Source organism: Kitasatospora sp. NPDC057692, assembly GCF_042799475.1.
GTDB lineage: Bacteria > Actinomycetota > Actinomycetes > Streptomycetales > Streptomycetaceae > Kitasatospora.
The window spans coordinates 63,286-79,842 of sequence record NZ_JBHVIV010000005.1 but is presented as its reverse complement, the minus strand read 5'-3'; the positions used below and the strand labels follow the sequence as shown (position 1 = coordinate 79,842).

The following is a 16,557-nucleotide window of genomic DNA, read 5'->3' as shown; positions in this document are numbered from 1 at the left end:
GGGCGTGTGTGACGACCGTCTGACCCAGGAGCAGGAACACCGTTCCCGGCGGACTCCCGCCGGTCGCCGTCGTCGCCGCAATCGCGCCGCCCTCTTCTTCCCGAGAGCTTCGAAAGGCACCGGGCCATGCGCACCGACGTCCGCACCACCACCACCAGCACCAGCACCGCCATCGCCGCCATCGCGGCCGTCCGCAACCTGGGCATCCTCGCCCATGTGGACGCGGGCAAGACCACCGTCACCGAGCGGATCCTCTACCTGACCGGCGAGACCCACAGGCGCGGCGAGGTCCACGACGGCACCACCGTCACCGACTGCCACCCGCAGGAGCGCGAGCGGGGCATCACCATCTTCGCGGCGGCGGTCAGCTGCGTCTGGGAAGGCCACCGGATCAACCTCATCGACACCCCCGGCCACGTCGACTTCGCCGACGAGGTCGAGCGCTCGCTGCGGGTGCTGGACGGGGCGGTCGCGGTGTTCGACGCCGTCGCGGGCGTGGAGCCGCAGAGTGAGAGCGTCTGGCGCCAGGCCGACCGGCACGGCGTGCCGCGGATCGCCTTCGTCAACAAGCTGGACCGGGCCGGCGCCGACCTGGACACGGCCGTCGCCTCCATCCGGGAGCGGCTGCATCCGGCCCCGCTCGTGGTCCAGCTGCCGATCGGGCGGGAGGACGGCTTCACCGGTGTGGTCGACCTGCTGACGCTGCGGGCCCTGACCTGGGACGACGGCCCCGACGGGGACGGCTTCCGGGAAGGGCCGGTGCCCGAGGGGCTCCGGGCCGAGGCCGAACGGCGGCGCGGACTGCTGGACGAGGCGGTGGCCGGGCTCCACCCGGCCGCCCTGGAGGAGTACGTCGAGCACGCGGCGCTCTCCACCGCGACCCTGGCCGCCGCGCTGCGGGACCTCACCCTCGGCGGCGAGGCCGTGGTGGTGCTGTGCGGCTCGGCCTACCGCAACCGCGGGATCGAGCCGCTGCTGGACGCCGTCACGGCCTACCTGCCGTCGCCGCTGGACGTTCCGGCGGTGCGCGGCGCGGCGGGTACCGGGGAGGCGACGGCCGGGGACGTGGAGGCCGGGGAGGTGGAGCGGGCCGCCGATCCCGACGGGCCGCTCACCGCGCTGGTGTTCAAGGTGAGCGTCGGCGCCTTCGGCCGGCTCACCTATCTGCGCCTGTACGCGGGCACGCTGCGCAAGGGGGACACCGTGCTGGACGCCGGAAGCGGCCGCACGGAACGGATCGCCCGGATCCTGCGGGTGCAGGCCGACCACATCGAGGCCGAGACCGCCGTCGCCGGCGACATCGTCGCGGTGGTCGGCGTCAAGGCCGCGCGCACCGGTGCGACGCTCTGCGCACCCGGCGCGCCGGTGGTCCTGGAGCCCGTCGTGGCCGCGACGCCGGTGGTGACGGCGGCGGTCGAGGCGCGGCGCACGGTCGACACCGACCGGCTGGCCCTCGCGCTGGCCCGGCTGGTCGAGGAGGACCCGTCGCTGGTCGTCCGCACCGACCCGGAGACCGGACAGCGGGTGCTGTCCGGACTGGGCGAACTGCACCTGGAGGTGGCGGTGGAGAAGCTCCGCCGGCAGGGGCTGGAGGTGTCCGCCGGCCGTCCGCAGGTCGCCCACCGGGAGACCGTGGAACGCGGCGTCACCGGCCATGTCCACCGGCACGTCAAACAGGACGGCGGCGCAGGACAGTTCGCCCACGTGGTGCTGGACGTGGCACCGCTGGAGGAGGCCCCGCAGGGCGGCGCGGCCGGGGAGGAGCGGGGAGGGTTCGCGTTCGCGTCCACCGTCACCGGCGGGCGGGTGCCGAAGGAGTACGTCCAGGCGGTCGAGGCCGGCTGCCGGGACGCGCTCGCCGACGGCCCGCTGGGCGGCCACCCGGTCACCGGCCTGCGGGTCGTCCTGACCGACGGGGCCACCCACCCGAAGGACTCCTCGGAGCTCGCCTTCCGCACCGCCGGGCGGCTGGCGCTGCGCGAGGCGCTGCGGGCCTGCCGGATGGTACTCCTGGAGCCGGTCGCCGAGGTGGCGGTGACCGTGCCGCAGGAGGCGGTGGGCGGCGTCCTCGGTGACCTCGCCGCCCGCCGGGGCCGCGTCCAGGGTTCGGCCCCGCACGGCGGGACGGCGGTGGTGACGGCGGTCGTGCCGCTCGCCGAGCTGTTCGGCTACGCGACCGCCCTGCGCAGCCGCACCCAGGGCCGGGGCACGTTCACCACCCGCCCGGCCGGGTACGCCCCGGTGCCGGGCGCCGCCCGCTGAGCACTGCGGCCGCCGGGACCACCTCGCGTGGTCCCGGCGGCCGGGCCGACCTGATCCAGGGTCGGGCCTTGCCCGAACGGGCACGGGCGGAGTACTCGCGATCACCCGTCAGTGCGTGTTCACCTGGCCGTCCACTTGATCGCGTATTGATAACGGGTCTGGTCCAAAGCGCGGAGGTGGAGCCGCCGCCTGCGCGCAGTCGAAAGGAAAGACCATGGAACGCAGATCCCTTCTCGGTGCGACCGCCGGCGCGCTGGTGCTCGGAGGTCTCGCCCAGGGGACCGCCCAGGCAGCACCCGCCGACGGCGGCGAGGGGCTCGTCACCACGTTCAACGTCATCAGCGACATCCAGGGCGACCTCGGCGACTTCGCCCAGGCGCTCAAGGACATCCGGACCACCAACCCCCGCTCCTCGGGCCTGGCCGTCGCCGGGGACATCACGCCGCGCGGCTACGACTTCGAGTACGCCGACGTGCAGAAGGTGCTGGAGCAGGGCCCGAAGCCCCGCGAGGTGGCCTGGGCCATCGGCAACCACGAGTTCTACGTCCCGAAGTGGTCCGACCCGAACACGCTCGCCCAGAGCACCTGGCCCAACGGGACCACCGAGGACTCCCTCTTCCGGAGCTTCTACCGCTTCGCCAAGCGGTCCAAGGTCTACGCGGAGACGACGTTCGGCGGCGTCCCGGTGCTGACCCTCGGCACCGAGCGCTACATGAGGTACCACGACAACTCGCTGTGGGACGAGGTGTGGATCAGCGAGGCGCAGTTCCAGTGGCTGGAGGACCGCCTCCAGTACTGGGGCAGGCGCCGGAAGCCGGTCATGGTGATCACCCACCACCCGCTGCCCAACACGGTCTCCGGTACCCGGAGCAAGATCTACATGAGCGACTACCTCCAGCCCGACCGCCTCCTCGGCATCCTCGGGCGCCACCGCGACGTGTTCCTCTTCAGCGGTCACACCCACTGGGACCTGACCCTCTCCGACTGGTACGTGCGCCGCATCGTGCCGGGCACGGCCAACCTCGACGGCTTCTCGGTGATCAACACCGGCGCCGTGCAGACGGGTTTCGCCGACAACGGGCAGGGCGGCGAGGCCACGGTCCCCGGCCACTTCAACCAGGGCCTCCAAGTGGACGTGTACCGCGACCGGGTCGTCATCAAGGCGCGCGACTTCGCCACCGGCACCTGGATGAAGCAGATAACGGTCCCGCTGTCCTCGCGGAGCTGACCCCGGGGCGCGGCCGGTAGCCGCTTCCCGCACCGCGCTCCCCGCACCGTGCGCCGATCGGTGCGGGGAGCCCGGCTCGCGGCTCGCCGATCGCCGACCACCGGGGTGCACGGGTCCCCGCCTACAGGGCGCCCGCGTCGAGGGCCGTCCACACCGACGGGTACAGCGGACGCCAGTTCAGCTCGCGGCGGATCGCGGCGGTCGAGACCTGGCCCTCCCAGGGGTCGGCGGACGTGACGGCCTCGGCGGGTTCGGCGGGCTCGGAGGCCTCGGTCCAGGACACCGGGCGGGGCGCCCCGTTGACGTCGTGCAGGTCCCAGGCGGTCACCGGGGCGTCGTCCGCCACGTTGTAGCTGCGCCCCTCCACCCCCGGGGTCACCGCCGCGCTCCACAGCGCCCGCGCCAGGTCGGCGTGGTGCACCACGGGCAGGCGCCGGTGCGAGGGCCAGCGGCCGGCCCAGTGCAGCGCGTCGGCGAGGTGCGGGTCGCCCTCGCCGTACACGAAGGCGGGCCGGACCACGACCAGCGGCAGCCGGTCGCCGAGCGCGCGCAGCCCCTCCTCGGCCGCGGCCTTGGAGGCGGCGTAGGCACCCCAGGCCGGATCCGGGGCCAGCGGGTCGTCCTCGACGGCGGGCCGGGCCGCTCCCCGTCCGTAGACCAGATTGGTGCTGGTGTGCACGAACCGCCGGACCCCGGCATCGGCGGCCTCCCGCCCGAGGGCGACGGTCGCGTCCCGGTTCACCGCGAAGGCCTCCTCGTCCGACACCCCGCGCAGCGCGGCGGCCACGTGCACCACCACGTCCACGCCCTCCAGTGCCCGCGCCCGGTCGGCCGGCTCCCGCAGGTCGCCGACGACCGCCCCGAGGCCGAGGGCGGCGGCCGCCTCCGCCTGTGCCGCCCGTCGCACCAGCACCCGGACCGCGCCCGGGCCGGCCCACTGCGCCAGCCGCGGCACGAACCGGCGGCCGACCTGGCCGGTGGAACCCGTCACCAGAAACGTCGTCATCGCTGCCTCACTCCCGGAAGGTGGTCACTCGTCGACGGGGGCGACCGCTCGCCGGCGTGTCCGGCGCCGCCCCCTCGCGGCCACCACGATGGCGGCGCACCGGCGGCGGTGGCAGAGACCTCCTGAACCAGGGACCGGCGATCCCTGGTTGAGCGGCCGGCGCGGGGCGGAGGATGGGAGGGTGATCGACCGACCGGCCCTCGCCGACTTCCTGACCCGCCGCCGCGCCGGGCTCGCCCCCGCGGACGTCGGCCTGCCGCCCGGCGCCCGCCGCCGCACGCCCGGCCTGCGCCGGGAGGAGGTGGCGCAGCTCGCCGGGCTCTCGGTGGACTACTACGCGCGCCTGGAGCAGCGCCGAGGTCCGCAGCCCTCGCCGCAGCTGGTCGCGGCCCTCGCCCGGGCCCTGCGGCTGACCGAGGACGAGCGGGACCACCTGTTCCACCTCGCCGGCCACCTCCCGCCGCGCCGCCACACCCCGCTCACCCACGTCCGGCCCGGCCTGCTGCTGATCCTGGACCGGCTGCACGACACCCCGGCCCAGGTGGTCTCGGACGTGGGGGACGTGCTGGCCCAGAACCCGATGGCCGCCGCGCTGTTCGGCGAGGTCGCCGGGAGCCGGCCGGAGGAGTGCAACGTGGTCCTGCGCTGGTACACCGAGCCGGCCGTCCGCGCGCGGTTCCCCGCCGAGCAGCACGAGGAGCTGGCCCGCGCGCACGTCGCCCACCTGCGCGCCGCCCACGCGGCGCGTCCCGGGGACGCCCACCTCGGCCGGCTGGTGGCGCGCCTGCTCGCCACCGGTGAGGAGTTCGCCGCCCACTGGGCGCGCCACGACGTCGCCGTGCGGCGCAGCGGTCGCAAGACGGTGCTGCACCCGGTGGTCGGCCGGCTCGACCTGGACTGCGAGGTGCTGGCCGCCGCGGGCCAGGACCAGTTGCTGCTCGTCCACACCGCTCCGCCCGGCACCGTGAGCGCCGAGCGCCTGGAGCTGCTCCGGGTGGTCGGGCAGCAGCAGCTCGACGCCGGGCCGGCCGAAGGGGCGGTGGTCCGGTGAGCCGCGACCGCCGCGACCGCCGCTCCGGGGCCGGGGCCGGGGCCGGGGTCGCGGACCCGGGGGCGGACGCGATCGCGCCGGGCTCGCTGGAGGCGCTCGAAGGCGTCCGGTGGCCCGCGCCGCCGGCGGACGCGACCCGGCTGATCGCGACCGCCCACGCGCTGCGCCGCCGTCCGGTCGCCGATCTGGCCGTAGAGGACCTCCGGCTGCTCATCGGACAGGGCATCGGGCTGCCGCACCTGCTCCCGCGCGCGGTCGACCTGCTCTGCCGCGACCCCTGGGCCGAGGGCGACCTGTACCCCGGTGATCTGCTGGCCGCGGTGCTCCGCTGCGAGCCGGACGTCCGGACGGAGCGGCCCGACCTCGCGGCTCGGCTCGCCGCCGCCCTCCGGCCGAGGGCGGCCGGTCCGGGGCCCGGCCTCCCGGAGGGGGAGCGGCACCGGGTCGAGGCGTTCCTGGCGACCGGGCGCGCGGCCGCGCCCGCCCCGGCTCCCGGGGCGCTGTGACGAGCCCGTCGCGCCGCGTCACCGACCCCGCCGTGGCCCCGCTGAACCGCCTCTGACCTGCGCGTCCTGCCGCGGAAGCGGTGTGCGGAGCGGCTACCGTGGCCGGGCGGCCGAGCCCGGCCGCCCGGCGCCTCGGGCGCCGCCAGCACCACAAGGGACGGACCGGCATGCAGTTCGACGACCAGGGCGACCTCGACACCTCGCAGGTGGACGACCGGCGCCGCATCCCCGGAGGGAAGGTCGCCATCGGGGGTGGCGCGGCCGGTCTGATCGCCGTTCTGATCGCGGTGCTCTTCGGCGTCGACCCGAGCGTCCTCGGGCTCTCCGACGGCGGGGGCGGGTCGAACGGCTCCGGCGGGACCACCACCGCGGGGGAGGTCCAGCAGGTCTGCCGGACCGGTGCCGACGCCAACCGCCGCCAGGACTGCCGGATCGTCGCCGTCACCAACAGCCTGCAGGACTTCTGGGGCGGACAGTTGCCGCGGACCGGTGTCGCCTACCGGCCCGCCGAGACGGTCCTGTTCACCGGCCGGGTCAACACCGCCTGCGGCGCGGCGAGTTCCGCCGTGGGCCCGTTCTACTGCCCCGGCGACCGGCGCGCCTACTTCGACCTCGGGTTCTTCGACGAGCTGTCCACCCGCTTCGGCGCGAGCGGCGGCCCGTTCGCCGAGGCCTACGTCGTCGCCCACGAGTACGGCCACCACATCCAGAACCTGACCGGCACGATGCAGAAGGTCGGGCGGGACCGGCAGGGCCAGAACAGCGCCTCGGTCAAGCTGGAGCTCCAGGCCGACTGCTACGCGGGCGTCTGGGCCCACCACGCCACCACCACCCCGCAGGCGTCCACCGGGCGGCCGCTGATCAGCACCCTCACCGACCAGGACATCGCCCAGGGGCTGGACGCCGCGGCGGCCGTCGGCGACGACCGGATCCAGAAGCAGGCCACCGGCCGGATCGACCCCGACACCTGGACCCACGGCTCCTCCGACCAGCGCAAGGCCTGGTTCACCACCGGCTACCGCAGCGGCGACCCGGCCCGCTGCGACACCTTCGCCGCATCGCGCTGACCCGCGGCCGGGCCCTCCCCGGTCCTGCGCCGCCCGGTCCTGCGCGCCCCGGTCCTGCGCTGTCCGGCGCCGGACTCCCGGCGCGACGGCCCCCGGCACCCTGTCATCCGTCAGGGACCGCCGGGGGCGGCCGCTTCCTACGCTGCTGAGCACCGGCCCGACACGGACCGGACCAGCATCCGAGGGAGAACCACCATGCGCAAGATCCTGCACACCGTCGCCGCGCTCGCCATCGCGGCCGCCGCCGCCACCACGATGGGGACCACCGGCGCCCAGGCCGCCGACGGCCCCTGGGACGGCTGCCCGTACGGGGCGGTCTGCATCTACCCCCAGGACTCCGACACCAGCCGGCCGCCGACCGACATCTTCTACAGCTACGGCGCCCACAACCTCCACAACCAGGTCGGCAACCACTGGGTGCTCAACAACCAGTCCGGCGGCGCGCACGCCCACCTGTGCACCGGCTCCAACGGCACCGGCTGCGGCGAGGACCTCGCCGCCGAGACGGGCGTCTACGCCGACCTGACGCCGATCAACTCCATCACCCTCGACCGCCCCTGAGCGGCCGAGGGCCGGTCGGCCCTCGGCCGACGCCGTCTGCGGCGGGTCCTCCGGGGGGAGGATCCCGCCGCGGACGGCCGCGTTCGGAACCGCGGCGCGGCCGACGGCGTCGGTGCGGTCCGGCCGGACCGGCCCCCGGCGGCGGAGGGGGGCCGGTCCGGGCCCCGGTGCACGCATCATCCGGCCTCCGGGGACGGGCAGGTGAGGTCGCCGGGCGGGACCGTCCCGGAGAGCAGGTAGGACTCCACGGCGGAGCGCACGCACGGGTTCGGCCCGGGGTACTGGCCGTGGTCGCCGTTGCCGTCGACCGTCACCAGGCGCGAGCCGCGCAGGGCCCGGTGCGCGGAGAGCGCGGCCTCGATGGGCGTCGCGGGGTCGTGCACCGAGTTGAGCATCAGGGTGGGCGGCAGCCCCGCGCCGGTGATCCGCACCGGGGGCGCCGTCGGCGCCGGCCAGGTGGCGCAGACCGCGGAGAAGGCGAGCGTACGGGCCCCGGCCAGCGGCCAGCGCGCGGCGCTCTCGGCGCTCCGGTCCGCCCAGACGGACAGGTCGCGCGTCCACGGGGTGTCGTTGCAGAGGACCGCGAAGTACTCGGCGAGGAACTCCGGGTCGAGGTACTGGCCGTAGATCCGCCGGACGGCGGTGCGGGCGGCCGGGCCGGCGTTCGGCCAGTCGTCGAGCGCGCTCAGCGCGGTGGCCAGATCGGCGAAGTTGTACGCGCGGTAGACGGCCTGGATCGCCCCGTTGTCGAACTGGTTGGGCCCGAGGGTGAGCGGACCGTCGACGACCGGGTGCTCGCGCAGGGCCGCCCGGCGCGCCTCCCAGCGGGCCTTCGCCTCGGCGACGGTCGTGCCGTAGTGGTAGGTGGCGTCCCGGGCGGCCAGCCAGGGCAGGAAGTCCTCCTCGAAGCGGCGCTGGAAGCTCATCGGCAACCGCTGCTGGAACCGCTCCCAGCTGCCGTCGACCCCGGTGACGCTGTCCAGCACCATCCGCTCGACCCGCCGCGGGAACAGCGTCGCGTAGTACGCGCCGATCCTGGTGGCGTAGGACGGTCCGAAGAAGCTCACCCGGCGCTCGCCGAGCAGGGCGCGCAACAGGTCGAGGTCCCGGGCGGTCTGCTCGGTCGTCAGATAGGGCAGCAGGCCCTCGCTGCGCCGTTCGCAGTCGGCCGCGAACCCGCGCGAGGCGGCGATCACCCGGGCCCGGTCGGCCGGGGTGTCGTCGCGGAAGTCCCCGGCGAAGAAGGCCTGGAACTCCTCGGGCGTCTGGCAGACGGCCCGGGTGCTGCGGCCGACGCCCCGCTGGTCGAAGCCCACGACGTCGTAGGCGGCGCCCAGCGCGGGCGCGTCCCGGACGAAGCCCGCCGGGCGCTTCAGGCCCTTGCCGCCGGGGCCGCCGGCGGCGGTCAGCAGGGTGCCGATCCGCCGCTCCGGGTCGCTCGCGCGGTGCCGTGAGACGGCGATGGTGAGGTCCGGGCCCCGCCCGGGGTGGTGCCAGTCCCGGGGCACGGTCATGGCGGCGCACTCCAGCGAGGCCTCCTCCGCGCAGGCCTGCCAGTCGAGGTGCTGCTGCGCGTAGCGGGCGGGCACGGCGGGGGCGGGCGGTCCGGCGGGCGTGGCGACGGCGCCCGCAGTGCCGGCCGCCTGGGCCAGGGCCACGAGGGCGAGCACGGCCGCGGCGCGCCGGCGGAGGGCCGGCATCCGGGAGCGTCGCCCGGTGGGACGGGTGGTCCGGGTGGAGGTCCGTGTGGTCATGGCGTCGATCCTGGCCGCTGGGCCGGTCGTGGTCGATCCAGCAGGCTCCCGTCTTTCTCCTGGTGCCTGAGCCACCCCTGACCTGGTGTCAGCTGGAAGTCTCCCCGCCGGGTCGGCTCCGCCGAAGGGGGGTGAGCGCCCGCGCAGGCCTCACGGACGACGGGAAGGGGGCCCGGAGCCGCGCGACGACGGTGCGAGTGCGGGCGCAGGCCGGGGAGGGGGGATCAGTAGCCGACGGTGAAGCGGGCGCGGCGGTGGGCGGGGCGCTCGGCCTCGTCGAGGAGGGCGACGGCGAAGTCCTCCATGGAGATGGCCGAGGCGCCGTCCGGGTCGACGACGAGTTCGTCGAGGCCCAGCCGGTAGCGGCCGGTCCGCTCGCCCGGTTCGAGCAGGGCGGCCGGGCTGAGGTAGGTCCAGTCGACCTCGGCGTCCGCACGGCAGAGGTCGAGCTGCTCGCCGCAGGCGTCGGCGATCGGGCGCAGCGCGGCGGGGAAGTCGGGGGCCTCCGCGAGGGTGACGCCGTTCCCGCCGGGCAGCGTGAGGCTGCCGGCGCCGCCGACGACCAGCAGCCGCACGCCGGTCCCGGCCAGGCCGGCCAGCAGGCCCTTGGTCGCGGTGGCCAGCTCGTCCTCGTGGCCGGGGGCCGGACGGGTGGCCGTGATCAGCAGGTCCTGCCCCTCGGCGAGGCGCCGGACGTCGGCGGGGTCGCGGGCGTCGCCGGTGGCGATCCCGGCCGTCGGCGGGAGCCGGTGCGGGCGGGAGGGGTCGCGCAGGACGGCGGTGACCCGGTGGCCGCGGGCGGTGGCCTCGGCGACGACCCGGCTGCCGACGTTGCCGCTCGCGCCGAACACGGTGATGCGCATGGGGGGTTCTCCTGGGATCGGATCGGAAGGGGAGGAGGTGCTTCGGGCCGGGCGGTCAGGCGGACTGGCGGGCGCGGCCGCCGGCGCGGCCGCCGGCACGGGCACCGGTGCGGTCGTCGGCGCGCTCGGCGTCGGCGCCGTCGGAGGGGGCGGCCGCGGGTGCGCCGGTGACGGCCTTCGAGGGGGTGCGCGGGCGCTGGGTCTGTGCGGCGACGAGCGAGCCGAGCACGATCAGCCCGCCGAGCGCCTGGACGGGCGCGAGGTCCTGGCCGAGGACGAGCCAGCCGAGCGCGGTGGCGACCACGGGGCTGAGCAGACCGAGGAAGGTGACCGAGGTGGGCGGCAGGGCGCGGATGCCGCGGAACCAGAGCGCGTAGGCGACGGCCGCGCCGATCAGGCTCAGGTAGCCGTAGCCGAGCAGGTTGGCGCCGGTGAGGTGGGACGGCGGCGGGCCCTCGACCAGCAGGGCGACCGGGAGCAGCAGCAGCCCGCCCGCGGTGAGCTGCCAGCCGGTGGTGGCGAGCAGCGGGGCCGGCGAGGTCCAGCGCTTGGAGAGGACGACGCCGGTGGCCATCACCACCGCGCCGCCGAGCGCGGCCAGGATGCCGAGGACGTCCAACTGGGCGTTGGCGCGCAGGACGAGCAGGCTGACGCCGGTCACCCCGGCGATGCCGGAGAGGAGGGTGCGCAGGGAGAGGCGGTCGCCCAGGAGCACGGCCGAGAGGCCGGCGGCGATCAGCGGCTGGACGGCGCCGACGGTGGCGGCGACCCCGCCGGGCAGGCGGTAGGCGGCGACGAAGAGGAGGGCGAAGAAGGCGCCGATGTTCAGGGCGCCGAGGACGAGTGAGCGCCACCACCAGCCGCCCTTCGGCAGGCGGCGGGTGAGGGCGATGAGCAGCAGTCCGGCGGGCAGGGCGCGGAGCACCCCGGCGAGCAGCGGGCGCCCGGGCGGCAGCAGTTCGGTGGTGACGAGGTAGGTGGAGCCCCAGATGGCGGGGGCGAGGGCGGTGAGCAGCACGATGGCGAGTCGATTCCTTAGCACTAAGCCAATGTATCTCAGCGCTAAGAGATCTGAACAGGGGGAGGGGGGGCGGCTCACCGTGAGGTACCTCACCGCTAAGGCATCGTTTAGGGTGGAGGGCATGGCAGAGCAGACGGATCATGTGGACCGGGTGGTGCGGCAGTGGGGCGCGGAGCGTCCCGACCTCGATGTCTCCCCGATGGAGGTGATCGGCCGCCTCAAGCGGCTGAGCCGCCTGGTCGACGCCGAGCTGAAGGAGACCTTCGCCCGGCACGACCTCGACTTCGCCTCCTTCGACGTGCTCGCCACCCTGCGGCGCAGCGGCCCGCCCTACCGGCTCACCCCGACCGGTCTGATGCGGTCCGCGATGGTCACCTCCGGGGCGATCAGCCAGCGCCTCGACCGGCTGGAGGCCCGCGGCCTGGTCACCCGCACCCCGAGCGGCTCCGACGGCCGCAGCCGCGACGTCGCGCTCACCGACGAGGGGTACGCCCTGATGGACCGCGCCCTGCCCGACCACCTCGCCACCGAGCGCCGCATCCTGGCCGAGCTGGACGACGCGCAGACCGCCGCCTTCGTCGACGCCCTGCGCGTCGTGCTCACCACCCTCGGCGACAACCCCGAGTGACCGCGCGTCACGCCGCGCCGCCGACCCGTCAGGGTTTGACCGCGACCGCCTTGGAGAAGGTGTAGCTGAACGTCCCGCCCGGCTCCGCCGAGCGCCGCAGCTCGGCGACGCCCCGGTCGAACGCCTCGGCCGTGGTGAGGCGGGCGGCGACCGCCTCGGCCCGCACCGCCTCGACCATCGCGACGAAGGTGCGCCGGGTGAACGCATCGGCCTCCGCGGGCCGGGCCCCGTCGGCGGACATCGTGCGCGGCTCCACCACGACGTCCCGGAAGCCGGCCCCGGTGAGCAGCGGGTGCAGCCGCGGCCCGATCAGGGCGTCCCCGCCGCGGTCCGCCTGGAGCCGGACCAGGTGGCCGACGACCCGCCGGGCGGCGTCGCCGTGCGGGTGGAAGCGCGCCGAGCCGTGGTCGCCCTCGATCACGGTGACGGTGCCGCCGGGGCGCAGCACCCGGCGCAGCGCGGCCAGCGCCGCCGCCGGGTCGGCGAGGTGCTCCAGGACGAAGCAGACGAAGAGGTGGTCGAAGGAGTCGTCGGGGAAGGGCAGCCGGTGCAGATCGCCGTGGTGCCAGCGGACCCGCGCGCCGGGCACCTGCCGTGCGACCCGCGCCCGGGCCTGGGCGAGCGAGTCCGCCGAGATGTCGGCGGCGGTCAGCAGCACGCCGGGGCTGGCGGCCAGCAGGTGCACCGTCTGCGCGCCGACGCCGCACCCGGCCTCCAGGACCCGGCTGCCCGGCGGGTAGGCGGTGCCGGAGTGGAGGAGGTCGGCCAGGGTGTCGGCCTGGTCGCCGAGTCGGCGGGCCTCGGTGGCGGAGTAGCCGTGGACGTACCCGGGACGGGAGGCGGGCGCGGAGCGAGGAGCTGCGGGCTGCGGGGTGCTCGTGGTCATGCCCCCACCCTCTCGGCACAATGGACCGGTGCACAGGTCCAATGAGCGGCCGGGCGACAGGTCCACAAGCGCCGGCGCCGACTTCCTCCAACTCGATCCCCGTGAGGCGCCCGCCGGCGGGCTCGCGGACTGGCTGGCCCGGCGGCTCCGACAGGCCATCACCGACGGCCGGCTGCCGGTCGGCGGCCGCCTGCCCGCCACCCGGCTGCTCGCCGCCGACCTGCGGGTCTCCCGAGGCGTGGTCACCGACGCCTACCGCCGGCTCGCCGAGGAGGGCCGGATCGCGGGCCGGGGCAGGGGCGGCACCGTCGTGGTCGACCCGTTCGCCCCGCCCCCGGCGCCCCCGTACGCCCGGCCCTCCGCACCCGCCCGGCCGCGGACGCCCCGGCCCGCCCCCGGCCCCGCCCCGTCGGGCCCGCCCGCCTCGCCGTTCGGCGCGGCCCCCGTCCCGGCCAGCTTCGACGCCCTGCGCACCGTCCCCGCCCGGATCGACCTGTCGCCCGGAGTCCCCGACCTCGCCGCCTTCCCGCGCACCGCCTGGCTGCGCGCCGAACGCGCCGTCCTGCACGGCCTCGCCGCCCAGGACTTCGGCTACGGCGACCCGCGCGGCACCCCCGCACTGCGCCGCGCCGTCGCCGACTGGCTCGGCCGCAACCGGGGCATCCGCGCCGACCCCGAGGACGTCCTCGTCGTCGCCGGGGCCGCCCAGGCGCTCGCCCTGACCGGCGAGGTGCTCCGCGCCGCGGGCCTCGACGCGGTCGCCGTCGAGGACCCCGGCTCGCTCGGCACCCGCCAGCACCTCGGCCACCGGATCACCGCCACCCCGCCCGTCCCGGTCGACGCCGAGGGCGTGCGGGTCGACGCGCTGCGCGCCACCGGCGCCCGCGCCGTCCTGCTCACCCCCGCCCACCAGTTCCCCACCGGCGTGGTGCTCGGCGGCGCCCGGCGGCGCGAACTGCTGCGCTGGGCGGCGGACGGCGGGCTCGTCATCGAGGACGACTACGACGCCGAACACCGCTACGACCGCCCGCCGGTGCCCGCGCTGCGCGGCGTCCTGCCCGAGCAGGTGCTCTACCTCGGCAGCGTCTCCAAGCTGCTCGCCCCGGCCCTGCGCACCGGCTGGATACTCGCCCCCGCCCGCTACCGGGAGCTCCTGGTCGACGCCAAACGGCTCAACGACCTCGGCAACGCCGTGCTGCCGCAACTCGTCCTCGCCCGGCTGATGGACTCCGGCGCGCTGGAACGCCACCTGCGGCTCCTGCGCCCGCGCCACCGGCGCCGCCGCGACGCGATGACCGCCGCCGTCGCCGCGCACCTGCCCGGCGCCGTCGTGCACGGCGCGGCGGCCGGGCTGCACCTCATGGTCACCTTCCCCGCCGGCCTGACCTGCACGGACACCGAGCTCGCCGCGGCGGCGCTCGCGCACGGCGTCAAGGTGCAGCCGCTCTCCTGGCACGCCCGGCTGCCGCACCCGCCCGGGCTGGTCCTCGGCTACGCGGCCGGCGCGCCCGGCGAGATCGAGGAGGGCGTCGCCGTCCTCGGACGGCTGCTCCGGGAGGCGGGACGGCCGCTCCCCGGGTGAGGCTGCTGGTGTCGCCCCGCGTCCGCGCGGGGCGCCCGTCGACGTCACCGGGCCCGGCCTTCCCACCGCGCCCGCCCCGCCGCTCCGGCCCGGTGCGCCCCCACTCCCCGCACCCGCCAGGACGCGACCGACCCAGGGAGACCGGATGCCGATACCCCGCCGAACGATCCGTGTCGCACTCCTCGCCCTGCTGCTGTCCGCGCTGGCCCCGTCCGCCCCGCTCGGGCTGCCCGGCGGCCCCGGCGGCCCCGGCGGCGCCGCCTCGCCGCCGCACCCCGCCGAGCGGTCCGGCGAACCCGCGGCGACGGCCCCGACACACCCCACTCCCACGGAGAGGACGACCCCCGTGCCCGTCACCGATTCGCTCCAACTCGCCGGCCGCCGGGTCGTCTACTCCTACCCCGGGCCCACCCCGCCGCCGGAACTGCTCGCCACCATCCGCGCGGGCCGCGCCGCCGGCGTCATCTTCTTCAAGGAGAACGCCCCCTCGACACCGCAGCTCCAGGCGGCCGTGGCCCAGCTGAAGCAGGCCGCCGCCGAGGCCCCGACCGGTGCGCCGCTCCTGCTGATGACCGACCAGGAGGGCGGAAGGATCCGGCGGCTGCCCGGCGCCCCGGAGCTCTCCGCGAAACAGATCGGCCTGGCGCCCGACCCGGCCGGCGAGGCCGCCCGGGCCGGCACGGGAGCGGCCGGCACCCTGAGCGCGGCGGGTCTGAACCTCAACCTCGCACCCGTGCTCGACGTCTTCGACACGCCCGACAACTTCATCGACCACTTCGAGCGCTCTTTCGGCTCGAAGCCGGAGGCGGTGGCCGAGCTGGGCTCCGCTTTCCTCGTCGCCCAGCAGAAGCTCGGCGTGGCCGCCACGGCCAAGCACTTCCCCGGTCTCGGCGCCGCCCCCCGCGGGCAGAACACCGATGAGGGCGCCGTCGTCCTCCCCGTCCCACTCGCCGAGCTCCGGGCCCGCGGCGAGGAGCCGTACCGGGCGGCCATCGCCGCCGGGGTCCGGCTGGTGATGGCCTCCTGGGCGGTCTACCCGGCCCTCGACGCCTACCGCCCGGCCGGCCTCTCCCGCGCCGTCGTCCACGGCGAGCTGCGCGAGCGCCTCGGCTTCCGCGGCGTGACCGTCACCGACGCCCTCGAAGCCACCGCCCTGGCCGCGTTCGGCGAGGCCGGCGACCGGGCCGTGGCCGCCGCCGAGGCCGGCATGGACCTCGTGCTCTGCTCCGCGCGCGACGTCCACCAGGGCGACGCCGCCGTCGCGGCCCTCGCCACCGCCCTCGACAGCGGCCGCCTCGACACCGCCGGGTTCACCGGGGCCGTCCAGCGCGTCGACGCCCTCCGCAGCTCCCTGGCGAGCCCCTGAGGATCTCCGGATAACCCCCGCCCGACCGGGGTGCGGGCCCCAGCGCGCGCCGGGCCCGCGAGGACGATCATCTTTCTCGACCCCGCAGAACCAGCGAGTCGAGGAGCGAGCGCCGTGCCGTCCACCACCCTTCCCGTCACCGTGCCCACCGCCCCGCGCACCGCCCCGCGCGGCACCCCGCCCGCCACCCGCCGGACCTCGCGCACCTGGCGCCTGGGCCGAGCCGCCCGCCCCGGCCGGGACCGCCGCGCCGCCGCCCTCCTCGCCCGCCTGCGCCGGGCCGGCGCCCTGCGCACCCTGACCGCCCACCGCTAGGGTCCGTCGTCGAACCGACCGCTGGAGGTGCGGTGGCCGAGCGGCTCAGGAGACGGACGGCTCGATCTCCCCCGCGAAGACGATGACCTGGTCGATGAGGTTCCGCCGCAGATGGACGACGTCCGTTCCCGCCAGGCGGGGGCCTCCGTCCGGTGTGGTGAAGACCCACCGGTACCGGGCCCACTCGTCAGGCATGTCGACCTCCGAGCAGCGCGCCATCGTGCCGGTCCCCGCCGGGTGGCGCCGGATGTCCAGCACGAACCGCTCGACCGCAGCGATTCCTTCGCTGCGGCCCAACGGCCCCCAGAAGACCACGTCCGAGGTCAGGGCCTGGGAGAGCAGGGCCGTCACATAGCTGTCGTCCGAGGCGTTGAACGCGGAGATGAACGTGTCGATCGCGGAGCTTGCCGTCTCTTCCTGCATGCTCCAGTCATACCAGCCGTTGCGCGTGCGCTCCTCCC

At 76.2% G+C, this 16,557-nt stretch carries 16 protein-coding genes; 10 read left to right on the top strand and 6 right to left on the bottom strand.

Translation table 11 applies throughout. From position 1 onward, the window contains the following. Positions 1–126: 126 nt before the first annotated feature. Together fusA and ACFVFS_RS04485 are read left to right on the top strand one after the other, a co-directional pair. Positions 127–2,262 carry an elongation factor G gene (gene fusA, locus ACFVFS_RS04490; RefSeq protein WP_380620017.1) on the top strand — a complete coding sequence of 712 codons (2,136 nt, stop codon included), beginning with the start codon at positions 127–129 and terminating at the stop codon, positions 2,260–2,262. Between the two features lie 214 nt (positions 2,263–2,476). Further along, positions 2,477–3,490 (top strand): metallophosphoesterase family protein, encoded by a 1,014-nt coding sequence (locus ACFVFS_RS04485; protein ID WP_380620014.1) that lies wholly within the window; start codon positions 2,477–2,479, stop codon positions 3,488–3,490. Positions 3,491–3,611: 121 nt separating this feature from the next. On the opposite strand, the gene ACFVFS_RS04480 is transcribed toward ACFVFS_RS04485, so the two are convergent. Next, entirely contained in the window at positions 3,612–4,496 is an 885-nt protein-coding gene (locus ACFVFS_RS04480) for an NAD-dependent epimerase/dehydratase family protein (protein WP_380620012.1), read from the bottom strand. A gap of 184 nt (positions 4,497–4,680) precedes the next feature. Here ACFVFS_RS04480 and ACFVFS_RS04475 point away from each other — a divergent pair, with 184 nt between their 5' ends. The 4 genes from ACFVFS_RS04475 (at position 4,681) to ACFVFS_RS04460 (ending at position 7,681) form a co-directional block, all read left to right on the top strand. Continuing rightward, a complete protein-coding gene (locus ACFVFS_RS04475; protein WP_380620273.1) occupies positions 4,681–5,547 on the top strand; it encodes a helix-turn-helix transcriptional regulator in 867 nt (288 codons plus the stop codon). Further along, positions 5,544–6,053 (top strand): contact-dependent growth inhibition system immunity protein, encoded by a 510-nt coding sequence (locus tag ACFVFS_RS04470; protein WP_380620010.1) that lies wholly within the window; start codon positions 5,544–5,546, stop codon positions 6,051–6,053. The genes ACFVFS_RS04475 and ACFVFS_RS04470 overlap by 4 nt, the downstream gene beginning before the upstream one ends. 167 nt (positions 6,054–6,220) lie before the next feature. Further along, positions 6,221–7,120 carry a neutral zinc metallopeptidase gene (locus ACFVFS_RS04465; protein WP_380620007.1) on the top strand — a complete coding sequence of 300 codons (900 nt, stop codon included), beginning with the start codon at positions 6,221–6,223 and terminating at the stop codon, positions 7,118–7,120. A 195-nt stretch (positions 7,121–7,315) separates the two neighbouring features. Then, positions 7,316–7,681: a hypothetical protein gene (locus tag ACFVFS_RS04460; protein ID WP_380620005.1), complete on the top strand. Its 366-nt coding sequence runs from the start codon at positions 7,316–7,318 to the stop codon at positions 7,679–7,681. Between the two features lie 176 nt (positions 7,682–7,857). On the opposite strand, the gene ACFVFS_RS04455 is transcribed toward ACFVFS_RS04460, so the two are convergent. From ACFVFS_RS04455 to ACFVFS_RS04445, 3 genes are all read right to left on the bottom strand, one after another. Continuing rightward, the gene (locus tag ACFVFS_RS04455; RefSeq protein WP_380620003.1) at positions 7,858–9,435 is read right to left on the bottom strand and encodes an alpha/beta hydrolase; all 1,578 of its coding nucleotides are present in this window, start codon (positions 9,433–9,435) and stop codon (positions 7,858–7,860) included. A gap of 224 nt (positions 9,436–9,659) precedes the next feature. Then, positions 9,660–10,298: an NAD(P)-dependent oxidoreductase gene (locus ACFVFS_RS04450; protein ID WP_380620000.1), complete on the bottom strand. Its 639-nt coding sequence runs from the start codon at positions 10,296–10,298 to the stop codon at positions 9,660–9,662. A 55-nt stretch (positions 10,299–10,353) separates the two neighbouring features. Then, a complete protein-coding gene (locus tag ACFVFS_RS04445; RefSeq protein WP_380619998.1) occupies positions 10,354–11,340 on the bottom strand; it encodes an EamA family transporter in 987 nt (328 codons plus the stop codon). Positions 11,341–11,440: 100 nt separating this feature from the next. On the opposite strand from ACFVFS_RS04445, the gene ACFVFS_RS04440 reads away from it, so the two are divergent. Next, entirely contained in the window at positions 11,441–11,947 is a 507-nt protein-coding gene (locus ACFVFS_RS04440) for a MarR family winged helix-turn-helix transcriptional regulator (protein ID WP_380619995.1), read from the top strand. 28 nt (positions 11,948–11,975) lie between these two features. Here the strand turns inward: ACFVFS_RS04440 and ACFVFS_RS04435 are convergent, their stop codons facing one another. After that, entirely contained in the window at positions 11,976–12,833 is an 858-nt protein-coding gene (locus ACFVFS_RS04435; RefSeq protein WP_380619992.1) for a methyltransferase domain-containing protein, read from the bottom strand. A gap of 28 nt (positions 12,834–12,861) precedes the next feature. On the opposite strand from ACFVFS_RS04435, the gene ACFVFS_RS04430 reads away from it, so the two are divergent. From ACFVFS_RS04430 to ACFVFS_RS04420, 3 genes are all read left to right on the top strand, one after another. After that, positions 12,862–14,415, top strand: coding sequence for a PLP-dependent aminotransferase family protein (locus ACFVFS_RS04430; protein ID WP_380619989.1), 1,554 nt, complete (start codon positions 12,862–12,864; stop codon positions 14,413–14,415). Positions 14,416–14,560: 145 nt separating this feature from the next. Further along, on the top strand, positions 14,561–15,781 hold the full coding sequence (locus ACFVFS_RS04425; RefSeq protein WP_380619986.1) for a glycoside hydrolase family 3 N-terminal domain-containing protein: 1,221 nt from the start codon (positions 14,561–14,563) through the stop codon (positions 15,779–15,781). A 114-nt stretch (positions 15,782–15,895) separates the two neighbouring features. Continuing rightward, complete coding sequence (locus ACFVFS_RS04420; RefSeq protein WP_380619983.1) at positions 15,896–16,096, top strand: hypothetical protein; 201 nt, start codon at positions 15,896–15,898, stop codon at positions 16,094–16,096. A gap of 45 nt (positions 16,097–16,141) precedes the next feature. Here ACFVFS_RS04420 and ACFVFS_RS04415 read toward each other — a convergent pair whose 3' ends face one another. Then, complete coding sequence (locus ACFVFS_RS04415) at positions 16,142–16,519, bottom strand: nuclear transport factor 2 family protein (RefSeq protein ID WP_380619981.1); 378 nt, start codon at positions 16,517–16,519, stop codon at positions 16,142–16,144. Positions 16,520–16,557 lie beyond the last annotated feature (38 nt).

Coding starts and splice junctions, on each gene's coding strand:
- fusA (WP_380620017.1), top strand. CDS start 127: ATGCGCACCGACGTCCGCACCACCACCACCAGCACCAGCACCGCCATC.
- ACFVFS_RS04485 (WP_380620014.1), top strand. CDS start 2,477: ATGGAACGCAGATCCCTTCTCGGTGCGACCGCCGGCGCGCTGGTGCTC.
- ACFVFS_RS04480 (WP_380620012.1), bottom strand. CDS start 4,496: ATGACGACGTTTCTGGTGACGGGTTCCACCGGCCAGGTCGGCCGCCGG.
- ACFVFS_RS04465 (WP_380620007.1), top strand. CDS start 6,221: ATGCAGTTCGACGACCAGGGCGACCTCGACACCTCGCAGGTGGACGAC.
- ACFVFS_RS04460 (WP_380620005.1), top strand. CDS start 7,316: ATGCGCAAGATCCTGCACACCGTCGCCGCGCTCGCCATCGCGGCCGCC.
- ACFVFS_RS04455 (WP_380620003.1), bottom strand. CDS start 9,435: ATGACCACACGGACCTCCACCCGGACCACCCGTCCCACCGGGCGACGC.
- ACFVFS_RS04450 (WP_380620000.1), bottom strand. CDS start 10,298: ATGCGCATCACCGTGTTCGGCGCGAGCGGCAACGTCGGCAGCCGGGTC.
- ACFVFS_RS04440 (WP_380619995.1), top strand. CDS start 11,441: ATGGCAGAGCAGACGGATCATGTGGACCGGGTGGTGCGGCAGTGGGGC.
- ACFVFS_RS04435 (WP_380619992.1), bottom strand. CDS start 12,833: ATGACCACGAGCACCCCGCAGCCCGCAGCTCCTCGCTCCGCGCCCGCC.
- ACFVFS_RS04425 (WP_380619986.1), top strand. CDS start 14,561: ATGCCGATACCCCGCCGAACGATCCGTGTCGCACTCCTCGCCCTGCTG.
- ACFVFS_RS04415 (WP_380619981.1), bottom strand. CDS start 16,519: ATGCAGGAAGAGACGGCAAGCTCCGCGATCGACACGTTCATCTCCGCG.